Genomic DNA, 19356 nt, shown 5'->3' on the forward strand with positions numbered 1-19356 from the left:
TTATTCTTACAACATTTTTCGTAAAAAAAGTATTCTCAAATCCATTCACGCCCAGTTTTGTAATGCTTTGCTTTAAATCATCATTAGTGTAATAGTTTTCAGAATTTTCATCTGCGATTTTTGAATTTAAACTATTATCAATTAAATCATCAACTCTGTGTTGCTCTGCAATGATGAAGAAATTATTAAATAAAATTTCAGATATAAAATAAATTGTTGAAATAATACATATAAATTTTTCTAATAATTTATTCAAGGACTCTTCGACATCGAAGATTGTAATAAATGATAATATAGTACCTGCAATAATTAGCCAAAATTGAATATCAGATATTAAAGAAGTTACTTTATAATTTACTTTATGTGGGACTTTTTTACTCATAGTCTTGTTTTTCTATATTATGTGAAGCTTCGGGTCCAAACCATTTTCCATTTTCCAGCCATACTTCATAAAAGTAAATCCATGCAGCTGTCCATTCAACTATTTCTTTTGCAATTAATTTTTCCTTTTTCCAAACAAAATTTTTAGGATGGTATAAGCAAAGTTTATTTTCAGAATAAACATGCGGTGGACGTTCAACCAATTGTGGATTTAGAACTTTAACAATCGGTTGAGATGCACCCCGATACTGAATCGAAACTGTATATATGGGTAATTCAGGCTTTGCTTGCAGGTCGCCTATGAATGTGATCAAGTCACCCACTTTTTTATATTTAAATTGAGGATAATTCTGCTTCATTGCAAGAATCTGCAAATCTATATTATATTTTTTCTTCTTAAAGTAAATCACCAAAAAAGCCATTTGAAGCTGAAACTGATTTTCCAACTGAGGTTGATAAAGCGCCCGAACTTGAAATTTTCAGAGCTCCTTCACTTAATGATTGTGAAAATGATTTTGCTTCATTTTCATCAATAATAGGAAACTCCTTTTGGAAAATTTCTTTCCATATCTTTTTCGCCTCTGACTCATTCTTATCATCTAAATAATATTTAGCTTCATTGAGCATATTTTTTGTTTTTTCAAATTTGTTTTTAAATTTGTCAAATTCTGAATCAGATTTAAATTTGTTACTTTCAAAATGTAGTTCAGCATCATTAAACCACTTTCTAATTGATTGCTCATAGTTAGTAAAAGAATAATAATAAAAAACCTTTATAGTAATCTCTTCTATATGATATGATGGAATGATCTTGTCATTCAATCTATTCCAATATTTGATTGCTTTTATAATGTTTTTTAATTTGTAATTATAATTTTTGTGTGCATTACTTAAGCTTTCAGATAATGTTTTGGGATAGGAGAGAGTCCAAGAGGCTAGATCATAGTTCGGAATTTGATATCCCATTTCCCCAAATTCAAAAGCCGGTAAAACATCAAAAGATTTATTGCTTAATTCGACGGTAACACAGGGTCTATCTTGTTTAACTTTACCTTGATAATCATTTTGTTTATCTAAAAAATTTTTAATTTTTGAAAGAACAGATTGTGGGTTCGGAAGATTTCCGTATTCGTCACACCATTTCTCTTCATCTAAAACTGCAAAAATATCAATATCATCTAATGGTCGAATAATAGTATCACGTTCATAAGATCCATTTAAAAAGGTTTCTTTCAAATTGAGAGTCTCGTCATCCTCAAGAGCTGATGTAATATTATTAACAGAGGATGTTATATTTTCTTCTTGTTTATCAGTTACTGTTATATTATCAATGAATGATTGAATAGATTGTAAAAGTGTAGGCATATTAATTAAAATTTTTATGATCTTTAAAAAGATTTACTCAATTTACATGCCTGTTGTGAATTTGTGTCAATTTGGCAGAATGCATATAGACTGTAATCTACAACTATTTCTGTTAACGGTTTAGATATTGTATTGAGCTATACCTTGACTTTAAATTCAAATACAGTTACACAACAAATTTAATCGAACCTATGAAATGATTTATCATAACTATTTGATTATTTGAATTTTGTAAAATGCGCTATGAGGCGGTTCGAGAATTACCTCAAAAATCCCATAATTTTAACGTGAACTCGACGCTAAAATATTGAATTATATTTAGTTGTCCTTCCCATCTATGCATTTATCCAGTTCGGGAAATTTACCGATGGTTTTTCCGGATAAAAACAATAGGCGCATATGGCAGAGATCATATGGGTTAAAGCATTATCGGGATTTCGGTGTCTGGAATGCTCCAGATCAAAGACGGAAGTAAAAATATCGTTCACACTCTCTATTAAAGGACGTTTGAGAAGCATATAACGCTCATTGAGCAGCATCAGCTTTGCTTTGGCTTTACTTTTTGACTTGGTAATAATTTTCAGTCCCTGCTGAAAGAAATCTTTCCATAAAGCAGTATTGTAACCTTTATCCCCAAAACAAAGACCTTTTACTTTCCCTAAAATGCGTTTCAGAAGGCTGTGGTTATTATCCGCTACATTTCCGGGAGTGAGATCAAAATCCAGGATTTCCCCTTTTTCATTAATAACCAGATGGACTTTAAAGCCATAGAACCATCCGGTAGAGGACTTGCCTCGTGCCGCCCTGCCTTTGAATACTTTATGCTGATGGATGCGGCGGTTATGACAGACAACGATCTTTTTTGAATCAATGAAACTTATTCCTGTTTGCAGACTAAGGGAACACAGGACTTTGGCAAAAATAAACAGATGAAGTGAAACACAGGACAGGACTTCGGTAAAACGGTTATAGCTTAAAAGCTTTGGAAAATAAGAGCTTAACTCATTGGCGACAAACTGACAGTAGAAATATTCAAAACATTTGTATCCTGAGTAATGGTAATAAATCAGAAGGGTCATTATTTCACTCTCGCTCATTTTACAGCAAGGCTTCTGATAGCCACCATAAATTGTTTTGTCTTCGAGGATTTTTGAAAACACTTCGCTTTCAATTTCTTTACACAGGTCATCAGCTTTGATGAAGATTTCTATCAATAGATTTTCGTCAAAAAGCATATCTTTGTTTTTCATGAGGTGTTTTAGTATTTGTTCAATTCTAAAATATTAATTTTAGACATTAAGCACCTCATGTTTTTCTCCGAATTCACGTTAATTTTATTTTGGACTTCTCAAACCCGTTTGTAAGCGGTTATGATTTTGTTTATCAAACAGTTATAAACGAAAAAAGTCGCCAATTTGGCGACTTGTCAGTATGGCTTCTCCTCTTGGCGCTATCTCGAACCGCTTGATTATGATATTCAGTATATAGTAGGGTTCAACTGTACAAAAGTGAAAATTTCTTATCAAAAAACCCTTCAAACATTATGCAAATTAACTGACCCCAATTATGTCGAGTTTACCTTAATTTATATCTCCCCAAAACGACCAGGTGGTTCCATTATAAAAACAGATTAGCTTTGCAATGGGATCATAACACATCATTCCTGCTGTTGGTGATTTTACGTTGCTTACGGGGTTAATAACCTTAGGCAAAATAAGAGCTTTCTTGTCAGACTCAAAAACAAGAACTCCATTTGTCTGGGAATCAGGCATACCTACAATTAATCCCTTGGTTACATTTTTTTCTACACTAGTAATTAAAGTAGGAGAGACTCCATTTTCTCCCGTCATTTCAATCCAGGAAATACCATTGTAATATTTCGTCTTTGCTGTTAATCCGTCAAAAACAAATGTCCCTGGAGAAATATTTGTCATACTTGTGACATTCTGTACCTGCGGAAGTAGTATCCCTTTAGTGGTTCCTGTTGGGAAATCCATTAACCCGTCACCATCTACAGATACTTTTTCTATACCTATTTGGGCTTTTACTGCGAAATTATAGAGAGAAAAAATTAGGATAATGTATGTTTTCATTTAATTACATGTTTGGTTAATACAGCTCCATTTTGTTCCGTTATAAATTTTTATACAATTTTCATCGGTATCATGAATAATCATTCCGTCCACAGGAGCAGATATCGATACCTCCGGGTTCTGGACTCTTGATATCACCATTCCTTTGTTGTTAGACTCAAGAGCGATAAAGCCATTGTTTCTGTCTGCTGGAAAGTTTGGTGTGCTTGATTTGGATCTGGTGGAAATTCCTATTTTAGTTATTTGGGGAGTTCCTGCAGTGCCTGGCTTATAACAAGGGCAGGCAAATGATGTCACCACATTAGAATATACTAAACATCCTCCGGCAATAGTAATAATAATATTATACTCGGCAGAAGTAATATCTGTCACAGGAATGGTGTATATATTGGTAGTTGCTCCCGGAATTTGGATTCCGTTTTTATACCACTGATATGTTCCTAATCCTGTGTTTACAGATAAAACCGAGCTGCCGGTATTTCCTGTACATGGTCTCAGCGGATTTGGACTTCCTGAAATATTAATTTTCACAAGTGGAGTATCTCCAAAGCCTGAATAATAGCCTCCGAATCCTGCAGCAACGCTTCCTCCCAATAGTTCAGCCTGGATTGTTCCGGCCGAGCTTATTTTTATATTATTAATGGGATTCGATATACCTCCTATATCATATCTATAGCTTCTCCAATTTGAATTTCCCGGGACGGCAATGTTGGCGGTTGCAGGTATCGGATTGATATTAGTTCCTCCTAATGTTTTCACTACTGGTACATTAGCTATTCCGTTTGCTGCAAGAACAGCAAGTTCTGTATTGTTATATTGTATTTCTCCGATTCTCTTGGCATCAGGTATCAGGTCTACGCTTTTCTGCCCAAAACAGGAAAGAGGAGGGATAAACATAATACTATTGGTATTAAGATTAGAATTACCAAAAATTTTATGAAAAACATAGACTGCCTTATTGGATTTCAAGTACATGTTTTTACTGGTAAAGGAGATTCCAGATATTGTTTTGTAATCCCCAGCATTAGTTAATGTAAAATTATCACTGGGATTTGTACTCCCATTTATTCTTACAGTGGTATTAGCTTCAGTGGCAATAACTATTACTCTTTCACTTTCCGCACCATTTCCTTGCATTATAACGTACTCATTTCCAATTTTTTCAATAGGAACTAACTGATCTATACCGAAGTCTCTTCCATCTTCGCTGCCTCCCTGCTGCATTAATCCTCCAACGGTTACAGCGATATCATTATTGGACGATATTTTAGCTCCAAGCCAGCCTGTGTCCTGTATACTTAATTGATTCACTCTTACTTTAGCGTATAATATAAAGGACTGACCTTTCTGTAACGTTCTTGTAATGATGGATCCTGTTATAGGAGATGAACTTGTTCCATTGATAAATTCAGTTCCGAAGTCAATATTTGAAATAGTTACCGTCGTATTATTTTGTGTAGCCATTATAGAAGCCATATTACCGACTTCAGATATTGTAGTCTTGGATTCAGTGGGGGTTCCACCCCAGAAAAAAATCTTTCCTAAGGCAGCCTTTCCTTTTGTCATAACAGAACCTGCATGAGCATCAGCCGATCCTCTGTAATTTACATAAAAGCCATCAGAAGAAGTAAAAATTAATCCTCCTTTTTCGGCAGAAATAATGGTTCCAGCATTATTTGTAGGAAGTGTCAGGAGAGAGGTTCCCGGTGGTGTAACAGCATTATTAGAACTGTTAACAAGTGTTAGTTTTACAGGACTACTGTTACTTAAAGTTATCACACCGTTAGTAACAGTAGTAACGGTTGATGCATTTATAGATTGGACGGATAATTTTGGAATGGTATTACCATCTGCTGTAGTTACATTAACAGTAATATTGGTTAAAGATGGAGTAGACAAATAAATAAACTCTTTTTCTATATTGGCTTCGCCACTGGCGGAGGTATAACTTCCAAAGATAATTGGCTGTAAGTAATGGAGGTTATCAAGTTGCGCATAGCCAAAATTAAGCATAAGGAACGCTATAAATAAGTATAGTCTTTTCATAATTAGTTTTTTAAATAATAGGAATTAAATGATAACTCTGGAGATGCAAGCCCGCTTCAAAGTTAGCATTTTAAAACAATTTATCATAATAAACCTGTTTAAACTTTTTTACGGAAAGAGTATCCAGAAAATTAGCAATTTTGGATTGCAACTTAAAATAACTAAAATCTGGAACTCATAAGCAAAGATAAACTGGAAAAATGGATAATTCCTCATTTGAGCAGAGGAAAACGGGGACTTTCAACAAGATTTGATTTAGGGAAAATCTTTCAACTCATTATTAAGCGTTTAAAAACAGGCTGCCAATGGCGCGAGCTGAGTCTTAAAGAGTACTTTACAAATCAGGGAATCAGTTGGCAACTGATTTATTATTATTTTAATAAATGGAGTAAGGATGGTTCTTTCAAGCGAATTTGGGTTTCCCTTCTTAAAAAGAATAAAAGAAATTTAGATCTTTCCTGTGTTCAGATGGACGGAAGTCATACGCGCAGTAAAACCGGTGGCGAATCGGTAGGTTATCAGGGACGAAAATCATCAAAGACCAGTAATTGTATCTTCCTTTGTGATAATCAGGGACAAATGCTTTCAATGGGAGAGCCAGTGAGCGGAGAACATCATGACCTTTATCAGATTGAAGAAACTTTAGAGGAGATTTTTGTTCTTTTGGATGAAGCTGATATAGAGTGTAAAGGATTATTCCTGAATGCAGATTCAGGTTTTGACGGTAAAAAATGCAGAGATATTCTTGAGAAAAAAGAAATGATTGCCAATATTAAAGAGAATCCACGGAATGGAAATACAGAGTATGAAAAATATTTTGATTCCGAACTGTATAAAAGAAGATTCAAAATAGAAAAAGCAAATGCATGGCTGGATAGCTTCAAAGCACTATTAGTAAGGTTTGAAACTTTAAATATTACATGGATGAGTTTGCATTATCGGGCTTTTTCTATTTTTGTTTCTCAGAAAAATAAAAGTTTAAACAGGTTTTGTATCTTTGCATTTAATGTTACAAATTTTTAAAAAAAAATTATGAAAAAATTATTATTAGCTAGTTTCGCTAGTTTATTTTTAATATTTTTGAGCTGTGAAAGAGATAATGTTAGTACAAATACAACTGATAGTGAGTCGCTATCGACAATAAAAGTGCAATATAGCTTTACAAAAGGAACATTAGTTTACAAAGGGGATAAAGAATATACCTACAATACTATTTGTAATGTGTATAGAGAAGGAGATGGCGATTTTTTAGATTTAGGACGAGCTTATGAGGCAACTGCTTCCACTGCTAAAGGATTCACTTCTCAAATTAAGATAGCAAACAAAAACTTTTGAAGTAAACAAAACCTATGATATCGATTTGGCTACAAACTCACTGATTTTTGCTAGCCCATCGGTGCAAGACGGTTTTGTGTATCACGGTGACCAAGGGCTTAAACTTACTTTTGCCGTTTTAACAAATAACCAAGTGAAAGGAAGTATAACAGGTTCTTTTAAAAGATTTTATCCGGAAACAACTGGAAACGCAATCGTTTATTTTGACTTTAAAAAGTAATTTTTAAGATGGCATTTATAGCAGATGCCGTTTTTTATATTAAAAGTATACCTTACGAAGTAAAACCATTTATTATGTTAAAACCATTTTTCTTAAAGAAATCATTTTTTCTAAGTTATCTATTACTATCAGTTACAGCATTAGCTCAAAATTTCACTTACAACGGACTTAATTATACGATTACTGACAACGTTAATAATAAAGTAAAAGTGAAAAACAATACCAATTCATTAACAACTAGTGGCATCGTGATTCCAAGTACCGTAATGTATAATGTTCAGAACTATACTGTATCAGCAATCGATGAAGATGCTTTTTTTGAAAATAGATACACCCCATCAATAATTATCCCAAATACAGTAACAAGCATTGGCAGAAATGCATTTGGTGAATGTCAAAGTATGACCACAATGAATATTCCCAGTTCTGTTGTTTCTATTGGTACTAATGCTTTTTCTGGATGTTCAAGTTTAATTTCACTCACCGTTAATTGGCAAGTACCACTAGCAGTAACTTCAAATCAATATATTTTTTTAGGAGTAACAACTAGTAATTGTACTTTGTATGTGCCAAGTGGCACTGTAAGTAGTTACACAACTGCACAAGTATGGAGTAGTTTTAATCCTATTTTACCACAATCTCCATTAGGTGTTAGCGATTTTGATGCTGAAAATAATGATATGACGATATATCCTAATCCTGCAAAGGAGTTCATTATCTTGAAAAGTAGAGCTTTTAAAACAGATTTATTTGATTATTCAATTATCGATAATTTAGGAAGAAGAATAAAATATGGTAAAGCAAGATTTGGAGAACAAATAACTATTGAAAATCTGCAAATTGGCAAATACATTGTTATAACTGAAATTGAAAACAACAAAAAAGTTGCAACAAAATTTATAAAAGAGTAATTTTATTAAGAAAATAATAGGATGTTAAAAAAGATTCTCAATAATTATTTGAATCTATTGAGTATAATTTGACAATTTTGCCATAAAACCCAATATTCTTGACTTTGTGGTGTTTTTTCATAATCTTTATCAAGTCTTCTGAAGAAATTAAAGATTCCGAAAGCTCTCTCTGTTACCCATCTCCATTTCAAAGGAACAAAATCTTTTTCTGAAGGTGGGCAAGAGGAAATCTCCACTTCCAAACCTATGATATTTTCTTGTACCCAATCTAAAAATCCTATTCTGTAGGCTTGGTCTCCGAGAATTTTTTCCAGCCGGTCAAGATACCCTAACAGAGGTTGCAATACCGCTTGACCAATGGATCCATCTGTATAATTGGCAGGGCTTACCACGACACCCCAAACCAAACCTAATGTATCAGTGATTACGTGCCGTTTTCTACCATTAATTTTCTTATTCCCATCAATGCCTTTATCTTTAGAAATAAAAGAGCTACACTTAATACTTTGACTATCAATAGAAAGAAGGCTTGGTGTTTCAGCTTTCCCTTGATTAAGTCTTTCTAACTTGTTGAGTGCTGAATTCAACCGTATCAAAGTCCCATCTTTACCCCATTTACGAAAATGATAGTACACACTCTGCCATTTTGGGAATGTTTCAGGAAGATTTCGCCATTGGCTTCCTATGCGCAGAATCCAAAGAATTGCATCTTCCAAATCACGTAAATTATAATGTCCTTTTGTTTTTATGGGTAAATGTTTTTTCATAAATTGTCACTGCTGATTGGTAAGTCGGATATATTTCGATTTCATAGAACTCTGTTGTTTTTTTCCAATTACAAAGTTCTTACTGATCAGCTTTTTTCAAAATAAAAAAGTATTTTTTTATTTAAACATCCTATGTTACTTTCCAAATTTTAAAAGTTAATTTTTTTCTTTTTTTAAATATAATTTGGTTGATATTTTTGTTTGTTATTTATAATTCCAAAAGCTTGCCTTAAAAGTTTGTTGCAAACAGCGATTAAGGCTATTTTTTTGCACTTCCCTTTTTCCAAAATCCGCTCAAAGAGAGCTTTGCATTGAGCGTTAAATCTTATGGCACTCCACGAACAAACGTATAAAATGCTTCTCACAAATCCTTTGCTCGTCCTGCATTTTCCAATTGTTATTTTTTTGTTGCCGGAATGATACATTCTGGGTGCTACACCAAAATACTTAGATATCGATTTTGCGGTTTTAAAATTCTTAAAATTATTGGTCGCAACCAATAACAACAAGGCTGTTTTGTCCCCAATTGCCGATATGCTGGTCAATAATTCTTTACTCTCTTTAAGTTCTTCATCTTCTAATTTCGGAAGTCTTTTTGTACTTTTTCAATTTCTTTTGCCAACTTTTTGATGACGGATTCATAGTGTTTTACAACATTTTTGTTGAGAACGGGTTTTTGCCTAAGTGATTTTAATTTTAATGAAAATCTCGCTTTTTCCTGTTCTAAATCATGCCAAAGCATCAGTTCCTGGTCAAGAAGTTCAATATTTTCTTTTTTCGGTTCAAAAGGATTAAGTTCCATTGTTTCTCCAAAATTCCGAACCAGTTTTGCGTCTTGCTCGTCGGTTTTGCTGATGTGGTTTTTCACTTCTGCAAATTTCTTGATGGATAATCCGCTTACCTGATACACTTCAAAACCCAACTGGTAAGCATAATACAAAATTTTGCTACTGTAGGAACCGGTGGCTTCAACCACAATTTTGTACGTCTCTTTTTTCCACTTCTTCAAGCATCTCTCAATATCTGTTTTGTTGTTGCAAACATTGATGATGACTTCTTTTTCTTCATCGTTCAATAAACTCATTACCAAAATCTTGGAACTCACATCCACTCCAATTACTTTTTTTCCTAGATTCGCCATACTAAAAGTTTTTAAATTTCATTAGAAAGTAGTTTTCTTTTTAACCATTGTGATAAGAGTTCTTATCATAGTGCTGAACAGCATCCTATTCGGTCTTTAGAAAACAAGCAACAGGGACTCAATGTTTAAATCGATATTGAATATCTGCAAGCTCTCTGTCTTTTTCCTGTTGCTTTTTCTAATGTATTATTCTAAATGAATATTTTTAACTTTTAGTATTCTTTAAATATTGTAGGCAAACTTATCACAGGCTCTAAGAGATTTTCACTTTTGTATAGTTGAACACTATAAAGAATTTCACTTCCTCATAAGTCGTTATAAAAAGAATTCAAGTTTAAATTTGGTCTTATAATTATATTGTGAAATTTCAAAAGAGCCATTGTATTTAGCTGTTCTTGTTTCAATGTTATTCAATCCATTTCCTAATCTATTATTAAAATTTGATACATTATAATATTCATTAAAAATTATTACTATGCGAATTATTTTCTTGAACTGAAAGAATGTTAGTTCAACTTCAGTTGCGGTAGAATGTTTTGCAATGTTATTAGCAATCTCCAAACAACAAAGCTTCAAATCTTTAACTAAATTATTAGGCACATAACAATTTTTTTCAAGATTACTTGAGGATAAAAAGAGAAGTTCTCTTAAAAAAAAATACTCACCAAAAATATCGTTTACACTTTCATATAAATTTATTATTGATATTTTCTTTTGTTTAGGGGAATTTATATATATTTTTAGATTATGACTAATAATATCAAGATTAGAAATTATTTTATCTTTAATATCCATATCAAAGCTATTACTCGATTTTGTAATTAATGCTGTCTTAGATATTAAAGCTCCTAACTCATCATGTAAATCCATGCTAATTTCGTTATAGATACCATTAATTTTATTATTCGTATTTAATTTAATTTTAAATAAAACAGTGATTAAAATGATTATAGTAGCAAATATCAAGAATAGGAAAGCCTTCGTTTTAAAAAAACTATTTTGAACATCGACAATTATTGGTTTAAAATGAATCAATCTCCCTGTATTATCTATACTTTCAAATTCTATAGTATATTCGCCTGATTCATATGCTATAAGATCTAAATATGATTTATTTAAATCAAGCCAAACACCTTTGTTTATCCGGTATCTAAATTCATATGATCCTAAATTATCTAAACGTTTTAAAGAAAGATATATTCTAGCAAAATACTTATCTCTGTTAAATTTCAAGATGTACTTATCTTTTTTTGAGAAGTTATTAACAAATACAGTATCTTTTCCCATCAAAGAAATGTCCGATATATAACCATAATTTTTCCATTTATTACTTTTTTCAATGTTTATAGGATCTATAATATCATAACCATCAACTCCGCCAAATATAATTTTACCGTTTTTTAGTTTTATAGATGATTTAAAATTATACTCATTATTTATAAGCCCATTTTTTTTTGTAAGCTTAATTTTTAGGTTTCCAAATGCATCATAACAAACAATACCACTAAAAGTAGATACCCAAAAAAAATTATTATCATCCCTTGTTATTGAGGCAACCGTTGGATTTACAAATGGTATTTTTAAGAATTTAGTATGAACTTTACTATAAATACTTAAAATGTCAATTCCTTTTTGATGCCCTATCCATAGATTATTTTTTTTGTAGTCTATATATAAATCTGTTACTTCAGAGTCTTTAATTTTTATAAATTTATGCTTTGTAAATATGTATAATCCTTTACTAGCTCCTATATAAAAAATATTTCTAATGGTGTCTTTTGTGATAATTTTTATCTGTCCTCCCTCAAATGGTACTTTGTGTAATTCAATAGGGGAATAATTTTTTGTTTCATTAAAGAAATATAAAAAATTACTGTCACCTGCGTATATTTTTTTTTCTTTCCGATCATAATATAATGCAGAGATAGTCTCATTATTAGGAATGATATCAGGAATATTTATTTTTACGCTTTTATTTAACGAAAAATTTAAAAAGTATAAGCCCTGCCCTTCCGTTCCTACATAATACCCATTAGATCCAATAACTGCATCATATATTGAAAGGGCTGGAAGTGATTTGTGATTATAAATTTTATTATTGACAACACTAACAGGTTGAGGATTACCAAATAATATTATTTGATTTTTATTTTCTATTATTTTACGTCTGGTTCTTGCATGTTTATAGCTTCTATATTCATTTGTAAGATGTCTTATAAATGAACGATTCTTGTAAATTACATAAAATCCTTTATTGGAACTCAGACAAATCCTATCACTATTAATAAAGATTTTTCTAAGTTCAATATTTTCATCTTCTGTTATGCTAAACTCTTTAATATTGTTATTATTTTTTACAAATAAATCTTTATCATTTTGTATAAACCAATAATTATTGTTCTCATAATAAATATCATTAATTCTACCATTAGTATATTTAGTTCCTGTTGTCAATTTATATTTTAGAAATCTTTTTTTTCGTTCATTAAAAAAATATGGATCTTTTAGTCCTAAAAAAAATAAACTGTCATTTTGTATTTTAAAGAATTCTTTATAGCCTCCAGGACAATTATTTCTGTCAGTTACCTTATAATATTTATTTTGATCAAACCAAAAGATCCCCTGATGTGGAACAGATATGAATAATTTATTTTTAAACAAACAAATTTTAGCATTAAAATCAGGAGGTATATTTGGATTTAGGTATCTCTGAAAATTTTTTAAAATTATTTTTGATCCATTTGTGTGATAAGTTTCAATAAGAAAATTACTTTTTAAAAATATCATATTTTTATAATCAGAATATATATCAAAAAAAGAGTCATTACTTATAACTTTTGATTTTCGATTAGATAAATTTATTTCAATACAACCTTTTTTGAAAAGTACAAAAAGTGATTTTTTATTATAAACTGATATTTTTTTTATATAGTCATCAGAAAGACTCAGCTTATTAAACTTAAATTCTAGAAAATTTAATCCATCAAATTTATATATTTTATTATGAGTTGCAATATAACATATACTCTCAACGGTTGCTACGTCTACAACATCATTTGTTTCAAGACTATTTTCAACATTATAATTAACAATTTTATATTGCTGACAAAACAGTAATTTGTGAAAAAAAAGGAGTAATAAAAATAAAATCTTCATATATATCTTAATTTTAAATAACAAAGCTGTGGTAGCTGCAATTTGCTGCTTTGTAGCAGGTTGCGCAACTTTTATTCAATCTAAGCCAAATGCACTATGGGTAGATTTATTCGAAGAGAATACTTCGAGGCTTACCTCGGGGACTATTTATAAAGCCAAGCTGTGAAATCAACTCTTCAATATAAAAATACAAGATATAACTCGTAGTGCATTTCGGCAATATTGATTTTTAATTTATTGATATTCCTATTTGCATTTCTGTTTATTGTTTGAATAATAGTGAGCGTTACTATTTTTGAGAGTATCCTTGTTTTAAAACCTAAAAAAGTTACGGTGTAATTTCTTCTAATCATAAACAGGTCACAAAGTTGAGAGAATAAAGTTTCTATCCCCTTTCTGGACTTCCGTATTATGTAAGGCTGAATTTTATAACTTTTTTGGTTCTTTCTCATTGGAACTTTCAGTTTTATATTATGCGATGTAAACAAGTCTAATTGGAACTCTGCAGACAAATATCCTTTATCACCCAAGATTGTACAGTTTTTAATTTGTTGCTTTATATCTTTCAGATAATGAATGTCATGTACTGAGGCAGGGCTAATATCCAAACTTTGAAACACATCTTCTGTTAAGCAAATCGCATGAAGTTTATAACCATAGTAATGCATTTTCTGTGAAGCACAATAACCTCTGTTTGGAAGCGCATAATCTGTTTTTTTACATATTCTACTGCGTGAACTTATTGATAATCTGCACATTTCCAACAACATACTATTTACAACAACATACTTTTCAGAGCCATTAACCTTTTCTGCTAATAATTTTCTAATCCGTTTCATATGGTTAAACAGCTTCCTTTTTATTCTATTGCAAACGCTTTGTTCGATAAGTGATTTAATTTCAACAGGTAAGATTCTGAAAAGCTGATGCTCACTATCAATACTCATATATTCAGAAGTCAGATTTATTGCGATTATCCTTAAATCTGTTAACTTGGGTTTTCGTATCTGAAATAAAAAATTCTCACTATCTAATTCTAATTTCTTTAATACTTCTAAAATTTTCTCGTAATTTGCTCTAAAGTTTTGCATTCAATTGTTTGTGATAACTACAATTTACTGCTTTCTAGCAGCTTACACAACTTTTATTCAATATAACACAAATGCACTACGGGTAAGATATATTATTCTCCTTTATAAATCATTGATATTAATTCCGACTTACTATGGATTTTATATTTTCTATAAATAGATTTAATATTCATCCTTACGGTTTCAATCGAAATTGACAATTTATCAGCTATCAACTTATATGACAATCCATCAATTATTCCTATTGCGACTTCTCTTTCTCTCTTTGTAAGAATGTTTAATTTTCTTTGTTTATTATTAAAAAAAGCAAAAACTTTTTTTGCGATCTTTGGTGTCATAAATGCACCATCATTTTTTATAGAATTAAGCACTTCATATATATATACATCAAAATTTTGTTTATCAATATATCCTATTACACCTAATCTTAATGCCATGAGTATGGTTTCTGTATCGTCTTGTACAGAGTTTATTATAATAGAAACATTTTTATATTTTTGTAAAATTTTTGGTATTGCCTCCAAACCGTTCATGTTGGGCATTAAAATATCTAACAATATAATATCTGCTTTTATTTCTTCATCACAAAGAAATCCAATAGGGCTTATATAAATCTTTTCACAAAAATAATTATCACTTTTATTTACCATTTCTTTTTGCAGAAGAGCAAACTCTAAATCATCTTCAATGATAATAACGTTTCTAATTGTTTCCACCATCTGTATTGTAATAAAAAAGTTAATTGATTATTTAATCGTAATATTTTCTATAAAATAATTATAAATTGAAGTTGTTTAAAGTTCCCTAATTAGAATGCAGACAAAAGCTAATAGGTATAAATCTCTCCATTGTTTTTCCTTCGCCTCATATCTTAATATAGTGCTTTGATGTCGTCATCCATGAATTCTTCCCCTAAATGATGAATCTTCTTTTGTAAAGTTCTTTATTAACTGTCCTAATATTGGATTTTTGATGTCTTCCAACATCTTCCAGCAATACTTTGGCGTTATTTTTCTTTTCTCCTAACGATAAATATGGACAAATCTCTTTTTTATAATATTTTTACTTAACAAACTTTTTTTGAAAGAATGATGCAAATTCTTATAAAGTCTTCATTCTTTACTTTAAACAACTTTATTGTATAATCGTCAATTAAGCATTAAGCTTGAAAATAAACAAAGGATTTAATCAATGTATATTATGGTTTAATATCGACGTCAAAATTACCAAAAATTTTAATTTAAATTCCTTATTAAAGATAATAATAAGCACCCATATTTATGTAGGTTCAAAAATAATTAAGATATTACATTATTAGTTATTTTTGTAATGTAATAATAAATAGAATTTTATCTCTATTTTTTGTATAAAAAAAATCAATTTGTTACTGAATTTGTTATTTTTTTTAGCGATAGATATTAATAAATAATTTATATTGCAAATGTAATAAAATAATATATTTACATGTTGTTAATTTTGTATTTTTACCAAAAAAAAGAAGCTATAATGAAAAAAGTGTTATTTGGAGCAATTTTGTTTCCTTTAATTTTGTCCGCACAAGTGGGGGTTAATACAGCCTTGCCTGCAGCGACTCTTGATGTAACTGCTAAAAATAAAACAGGTACAACAAATAATGTTGACGGTTTTTTATTTCCTAGGGTCGATCGGCAAAGAGCACAGAGTATGACGGGAGTTAAAACTTCAACTTTAATATATGTTGATAGTATTGCTACAGGAACCCAAACCGGTACAACTGTAAATATGGATAAGGTGGGATTTTATTATTTTGATGGAACCGTTTGGAGTAAACTTAATACCTTGACGGAAGGTGGTACGGCAGGACAAGTTCTTACATCCAATGGTGCAGGAGCGGCACCTTCTTGGATAACTCTAAATACTGTAAGCGGAACTATAGCTTCTGCAAATTATGTACAGGGTACCACAGCTTTAACCATTAATCAGGGAACTACTGCTGATGTCCCGGGTGTAACAATTGTATTGACAGTTCCTACGGGAAAAACACAAACTTTTTTATTTACGATTTTAGGATTTGCTATAAATGCTACTGGTGCTGGAGGGGTGGCTACTCAGGGGGTTTTTAGTTTACTTCAAAACGGAACAAAAATTTCTTCGGCGTATACATCATCGGGAGATGGAGGTAGTTTAATTAATTTACCTGCTCCCACAACATTTTTAAAATCAGTAACACTTTCGGCAGGAACATACATTTTTAAAGTTCAATATTCTGCCTGGTCCGGAGATCAGATTGTGAATGCAAATCCCTCAAATTATGTAGGTTACAATGGCGATACAGAGGCAATGCTAACAAAAATGCAGGTTTTAGTATATAATAATTAGATACTATTTAATAGACAAGACAAGACAAAAGAAAAGCAAAATTATCAGACCGTTTTTAGTATTTTTGTTTTTGATGAAAATTATTAAGGTACTTTATATCATAAAGATTGAGTGCGCTAATTTCTCTTCATGAGACTATCTCGAACACCATTTTTACTTTACATAAAGCTAAATTAAATTTCAATCGGGCTTTATTGATTTTGTTTCAAAATGATACTCCAAAACTGAATCTAATTCTAATTTTAGAGTCTTGACTGGTATTGGTGTACTTAGTTGAATGCTTGAAACAAGCTTTTTGTTTTATTGATTTTCAAGACATTGTAATTTTGTCATGTACTTAGCAAATGATATTTATTTTATAATGGTCTATTTTGAGAGCTTGTTTAAATTTTAATAAAAAATTTTGTTAAAGGCTTTCCGAGGTTGGATATTTGAAAAAAAATAAAATGTACCCAACCGATTTAACAGAAAGCCAATGGCAATATATAAAGAAAACGATGAATCTGAAAGAGCGAAAAAGAAAATATTCTCTTATGGTGATTTGGAATGCGCTATTATATGTCATAAAAACAGGTTGCCAATGGCGTATGATGCCTAATGATTTTTCCAAATGGCAGTTGGTTTACTACTATTATAATAAATGGTCTGATGCTGAAGATTTTGATTTATTGCTAGCCCAACTACGAGAAAAAGTACGTTTAAACAAAGGTCAAAACAGAGCCCCAAGCTTAGGGATTATGGACAGCCAAAGTGTAAAATGGGGAAATAACCGTTCATTAAACGGATTTGACGGAAACAAAAAAGTAAAAGGAATTAAACGGCATATAGTGGTAGACAAAAACGGATTTCTATTAGCAATAATGGTAACTGTAGCCAACGTTTATGACGGTAAAGCGGTGGAATTATTAATGAGAACCATGTCTTACTTTTTAAGTCCTGTAAAAGTTATTCTCGCTGATTGCGGTTACAGAGGAGAGATCATAGAGACTGTAAAGAAAAAATTTGGGTATCTCTTATTAAGGTTGTCATGCGTTCGGACGAGAAAAAACCAGGCTTTAAGCCTGTTCATAAAAGATGGATTGTAGAACGTACATTTGCATGGTTTGATAATGACAGAAGATTGTTTAGAAATTATGAGTTCTTAATGGAAACATCGGAAAACATGGTCAAATTATCGGCGATAAAACTTTTATTGAACAAAATTTAAACAGGCTCTTAAATAGAATAATAGTTCAACAGTTTCTATTTTATATTTATTATCATGTCCCTAGCAAATACTTGATTTGTTGGAAACTATTTTTAATTTAATAATAGATTATAACTTTTATTGATCAGATTTATATATAAATGTATGTCAAAATTTAATTTCAAAGAAATTCATATTGGAGAGTTAATTAAGAAAAGAATTTTAGAATTAGGATACGAGAAGGATCGTATTTTAAAGTTTCATAAAATTAGTGAGGATGATTTAAAAAACATGCTTTTGTCGGAAAGTTTAGATTCATCATTGATTTTAAGATGGAGTAAACTTTTAGAGTATGACTTTTTTAGAATTTACAGTCATCATCTCATTCTCTATTCACCACAAAGCAGTATTAACTTAAATGATCAAAAGAAAAATACTGTACTTCCCGTATTTAGAAAAAATATATATACTAAAGAAATTATTGATTTTCTGATTGAACTATTAAAAACGGGACAAAAAACTAAAAATGAAATTATTAATGATTATAATATTCCAAAGACAACTCTCTATAAATGGATTGATAAGTATGGCAAATAATTTTAAATAGTTAGTTTGTTTATTACGTGATAACATTTTAAATTTTTTATATGACTATAAGACCTAATTATAATAAAATTTATATTGATTTAATTTTAATTAAATTTCCGGAAAGGGTAGATGAATTTCTTCCTTTTTTAAAGGAAAAAACATTATCTAATCTTGAAGTGTTAACTTTGAATAATAGACTATTTGATTCTTTAAGTTCTGATTTTTCTAATGGAAAGCATCGTGCTTATGACAAAAATTCAATTTTATATATTTTAGATTATCAAAAGAAAAATAAATTAAATAATACACAGCTTGCAAATCACTTCAAATTAAGTAGAAATAGTATTACAAAATGGAAAAAGATTATTCGAAGAGAATGCCTTAATGTCAAAGCAGAAAAAGTTTGAAAAATCGTTATTTACAGCAGAATTTATTCAAAATCAGGCTTACAGAACTCATTAATATGGAGCATCCGTTGGTAAAATTGGCAGGTGAGATTTCCTGGGATAAAATGGATTCAGAGTTTGAGAAATTATTTTCAGAAAACGGAAGACCTTCTATTGCTATCCGTAAAATAGCAGGAATGCTTTTGCTTAAAGAAAGCGATGAGACGGTTGTATAAAGATGGGTGGAGAATGCTTATTGGCAATATTTTACAGGAGAAACCTTTTTTCAGACCGAGCAGCCTTTTGACCCGAGCAATTTTGTACACTTTAGA

23 protein-coding genes are annotated in these 19356 nt (G+C 30.7%); 11 read left to right on the forward strand and 12 right to left on the reverse strand.

Annotated elements, in window-relative coordinates:
- From DD829_RS16165 to DD829_RS16190, 6 genes are all read right to left on the reverse strand, one after another.
- The coding region (locus DD829_RS16165; protein WP_194294698.1) for a hypothetical protein at window positions 1-382 on the reverse strand (382 nt) is incomplete at its 3' end.
- On the reverse strand, window positions 375-827 hold the full coding sequence (locus DD829_RS16170) for a hypothetical protein (protein WP_123906897.1): 453 nt from the start codon (window positions 825-827) through the stop codon (window positions 375-377). The genes DD829_RS16170 and DD829_RS16165, both read right to left, overlap by 8 nt.
- Window positions 778-1746 carry an SMODS domain-containing nucleotidyltransferase gene (locus tag DD829_RS16175; protein WP_116547929.1) on the reverse strand — a complete coding sequence of 323 codons (969 nt, stop codon included), beginning with the start codon at window positions 1744-1746 and terminating at the stop codon, window positions 778-780. Before DD829_RS16175 ends, DD829_RS16170 begins: the two co-directional genes overlap by 50 nt.
- Window positions 1747-2081: 335 nt before the next feature.
- Entirely contained in the window at window positions 2082-2996 is a 915-nt protein-coding gene (locus DD829_RS16180) for an IS982 family transposase (RefSeq protein WP_108411199.1), read from the reverse strand.
- Window positions 2997-3326: 330 nt separating this feature from the next.
- The gene (locus tag DD829_RS16185) at window positions 3327-3839 is read right to left on the reverse strand and encodes a hypothetical protein (protein WP_108411198.1); all 513 of its coding nucleotides are present in this window, start codon (window positions 3837-3839) and stop codon (window positions 3327-3329) included.
- Window positions 3840-5885: an IgGFc-binding protein gene (locus DD829_RS16190; protein WP_123906899.1), complete on the reverse strand. Its 2046-nt coding sequence runs from the start codon at window positions 5883-5885 to the stop codon at window positions 3840-3842. It abuts the gene before it with no gap.
- Window positions 5886-6101: 216 nt separating this feature from the next.
- Here DD829_RS16190 and DD829_RS16195 point away from each other — a divergent pair, with 216 nt between their 5' ends.
- The 4 genes from DD829_RS16195 to DD829_RS16205 are packed head-to-tail and all read left to right on the forward strand — an operon-like array spanning window position 6102 to window position 8351.
- Entirely contained in the window at window positions 6102-6908 is an 807-nt protein-coding gene (locus DD829_RS16195) for a transposase (protein WP_228408225.1), read from the forward strand.
- Window positions 6909-6917: 9 nt separating this feature from the next.
- Window positions 6918-7220 (forward strand): hypothetical protein, encoded by a 303-nt coding sequence (locus DD829_RS16200; protein ID WP_108411196.1) that lies wholly within the window; start codon window positions 6918-6920, stop codon window positions 7218-7220.
- Window positions 7221-7245: 25 nt separating this feature from the next.
- Window positions 7246-7440, forward strand: a complete 195-nt coding sequence (locus DD829_RS23380; RefSeq protein ID WP_123906901.1) for a hypothetical protein — start codon at window positions 7246-7248, stop codon at window positions 7438-7440.
- Between the two features lie 8 nt (window positions 7441-7448).
- Window positions 7449-8351 carry a leucine-rich repeat domain-containing protein gene (locus tag DD829_RS16205; RefSeq protein WP_116547930.1) on the forward strand — a complete coding sequence of 301 codons (903 nt, stop codon included), beginning with the start codon at window positions 7449-7451 and terminating at the stop codon, window positions 8349-8351.
- 44 nt (window positions 8352-8395) lie between these two features.
- On the opposite strand, the gene DD829_RS16210 is transcribed toward DD829_RS16205, so the two are convergent.
- The 6 genes from DD829_RS16210 to DD829_RS16230 all read right to left on the reverse strand — a co-directional run bounded on the left by DD829_RS16210 (window position 8396) and on the right by DD829_RS16230 (window position 15225).
- Window positions 8396-9118, reverse strand: a complete 723-nt coding sequence (locus DD829_RS16210) for an IS5 family transposase (protein WP_108411387.1) — start codon at window positions 9116-9118, stop codon at window positions 8396-8398.
- A 173-nt stretch (window positions 9119-9291) separates the two neighbouring features.
- Window positions 9292-9663 (reverse strand): transposase, encoded by a 372-nt coding sequence (locus tag DD829_RS24190; protein ID WP_228408226.1) that lies wholly within the window; start codon window positions 9661-9663, stop codon window positions 9292-9294.
- A gap of 32 nt (window positions 9664-9695) precedes the next feature.
- Window positions 9696-10259 (reverse strand): IS110 family transposase, encoded by a 564-nt coding sequence (locus DD829_RS24195; RefSeq protein ID WP_228408227.1) that lies wholly within the window; start codon window positions 10257-10259, stop codon window positions 9696-9698.
- Window positions 10260-10574: 315 nt separating this feature from the next.
- On the reverse strand, window positions 10575-13415 hold the full coding sequence (locus DD829_RS16220; RefSeq protein WP_116547931.1) for a hypothetical protein: 2841 nt from the start codon (window positions 13413-13415) through the stop codon (window positions 10575-10577).
- Window positions 13416-13591: 176 nt separating this feature from the next.
- On the reverse strand, window positions 13592-14506 hold the full coding sequence (locus DD829_RS16225; RefSeq protein ID WP_108409328.1) for an IS982 family transposase: 915 nt from the start codon (window positions 14504-14506) through the stop codon (window positions 13592-13594).
- 92 nt (window positions 14507-14598) lie between these two features.
- Window positions 14599-15225 (reverse strand): DNA-binding response regulator, encoded by a 627-nt coding sequence (locus DD829_RS16230; RefSeq protein WP_116547932.1) that lies wholly within the window; start codon window positions 15223-15225, stop codon window positions 14599-14601.
- 841 nt (window positions 15226-16066) lie between these two features.
- Between DD829_RS16230 and DD829_RS16235 the strand changes: the two genes are divergently transcribed.
- From DD829_RS16235 to DD829_RS24490, 7 genes are all read left to right on the forward strand, one after another.
- Window positions 16067-16864: a hypothetical protein gene (locus tag DD829_RS16235; RefSeq protein WP_165814875.1), complete on the forward strand. Its 798-nt coding sequence runs from the start codon at window positions 16067-16069 to the stop codon at window positions 16862-16864.
- A gap of 446 nt (window positions 16865-17310) precedes the next feature.
- On the forward strand, window positions 17311-17949 hold the full coding sequence (locus DD829_RS16240; protein ID WP_228408228.1) for an IS5 family transposase: 639 nt from the start codon (window positions 17311-17313) through the stop codon (window positions 17947-17949).
- On the forward strand, window positions 17892-18071 hold the full coding sequence (locus DD829_RS24200; RefSeq protein ID WP_228408229.1) for a transposase: 180 nt from the start codon (window positions 17892-17894) through the stop codon (window positions 18069-18071). The genes DD829_RS16240 and DD829_RS24200 overlap by 58 nt, the downstream gene beginning before the upstream one ends.
- Window positions 18072-18215: 144 nt before the next feature.
- Window positions 18216-18647 (forward strand): transposase, encoded by a 432-nt coding sequence (locus DD829_RS16245; RefSeq protein WP_116547934.1) that lies wholly within the window; start codon window positions 18216-18218, stop codon window positions 18645-18647.
- Window positions 18648-18697: 50 nt separating this feature from the next.
- Complete coding sequence (locus DD829_RS16250; protein ID WP_116547935.1) at window positions 18698-19045, forward strand: helix-turn-helix domain-containing protein; 348 nt, start codon at window positions 18698-18700, stop codon at window positions 19043-19045.
- Window positions 19042-19260: a hypothetical protein gene (locus DD829_RS24485; RefSeq protein WP_116547936.1), complete on the forward strand. Its 219-nt coding sequence runs from the start codon at window positions 19042-19044 to the stop codon at window positions 19258-19260. Before DD829_RS16250 ends, DD829_RS24485 begins: the two co-directional genes overlap by 4 nt.
- A 6-nt stretch (window positions 19261-19266) precedes the next feature.
- The coding region (locus DD829_RS24490) for a transposase (protein WP_133240948.1) at window positions 19267-19356 on the forward strand (90 nt) is incomplete at its 3' end.

Source organism: Chryseobacterium sp. HMWF035 (genome assembly GCF_003094695.1).
GTDB lineage: Bacteria > Bacteroidota > Bacteroidia > Flavobacteriales > Weeksellaceae > Chryseobacterium > Chryseobacterium gambrini.

Bases quoted from the DNA above. Each gene is read 5' to 3' on its own strand.
- DD829_RS16245 (WP_116547934.1), top strand. From the start codon at position 18,216: ATGTCAAAATTTAATTTCAAAGAAATTCATATTGGAGAGTTAATTAAG.
- DD829_RS16200 (WP_108411196.1), top strand. From the start codon at position 6,918: ATGAAAAAATTATTATTAGCTAGTTTCGCTAGTTTATTTTTAATATTT.
- DD829_RS16240 (WP_228408228.1), top strand. From the start codon at position 17,311: ATGTACCCAACCGATTTAACAGAAAGCCAATGGCAATATATAAAGAAA.
- DD829_RS16230 (WP_116547932.1), bottom strand. From the start codon at position 15,225: ATGGTGGAAACAATTAGAAACGTTATTATCATTGAAGATGATTTAGAG.
- DD829_RS16210 (WP_108411387.1), bottom strand. From the start codon at position 9,118: ATGAAAAAACATTTACCCATAAAAACAAAAGGACATTATAATTTACGT.
- DD829_RS16250 (WP_116547935.1), top strand. From the start codon at position 18,698: ATGACTATAAGACCTAATTATAATAAAATTTATATTGATTTAATTTTA.
- DD829_RS16205 (WP_116547930.1), top strand. From the start codon at position 7,449: ATGGCATTTATAGCAGATGCCGTTTTTTATATTAAAAGTATACCTTAC.
- DD829_RS16190 (WP_123906899.1), bottom strand. From the start codon at position 5,885: ATGAAAAGACTATACTTATTTATAGCGTTCCTTATGCTTAATTTTGGC.
- DD829_RS24195 (WP_228408227.1), bottom strand. From the start codon at position 10,259: ATGGCGAATCTAGGAAAAAAAGTAATTGGAGTGGATGTGAGTTCCAAG.
- DD829_RS16220 (WP_116547931.1), bottom strand. From the start codon at position 13,415: ATGAAGATTTTATTTTTATTACTCCTTTTTTTTCACAAATTACTGTTT.
- DD829_RS16180 (WP_108411199.1), bottom strand. From the start codon at position 2,996: ATGAAAAACAAAGATATGCTTTTTGACGAAAATCTATTGATAGAAATC.
- DD829_RS16185 (WP_108411198.1), bottom strand. From the start codon at position 3,839: ATGAAAACATACATTATCCTAATTTTTTCTCTCTATAATTTCGCAGTA.
- DD829_RS16225 (WP_108409328.1), bottom strand. From the start codon at position 14,506: ATGCAAAACTTTAGAGCAAATTACGAGAAAATTTTAGAAGTATTAAAG.
- DD829_RS24200 (WP_228408229.1), top strand. From the start codon at position 17,892: ATGCGTTCGGACGAGAAAAAACCAGGCTTTAAGCCTGTTCATAAAAGA.
- DD829_RS16175 (WP_116547929.1), bottom strand. From the start codon at position 1,746: ATGCCTACACTTTTACAATCTATTCAATCATTCATTGATAATATAACA.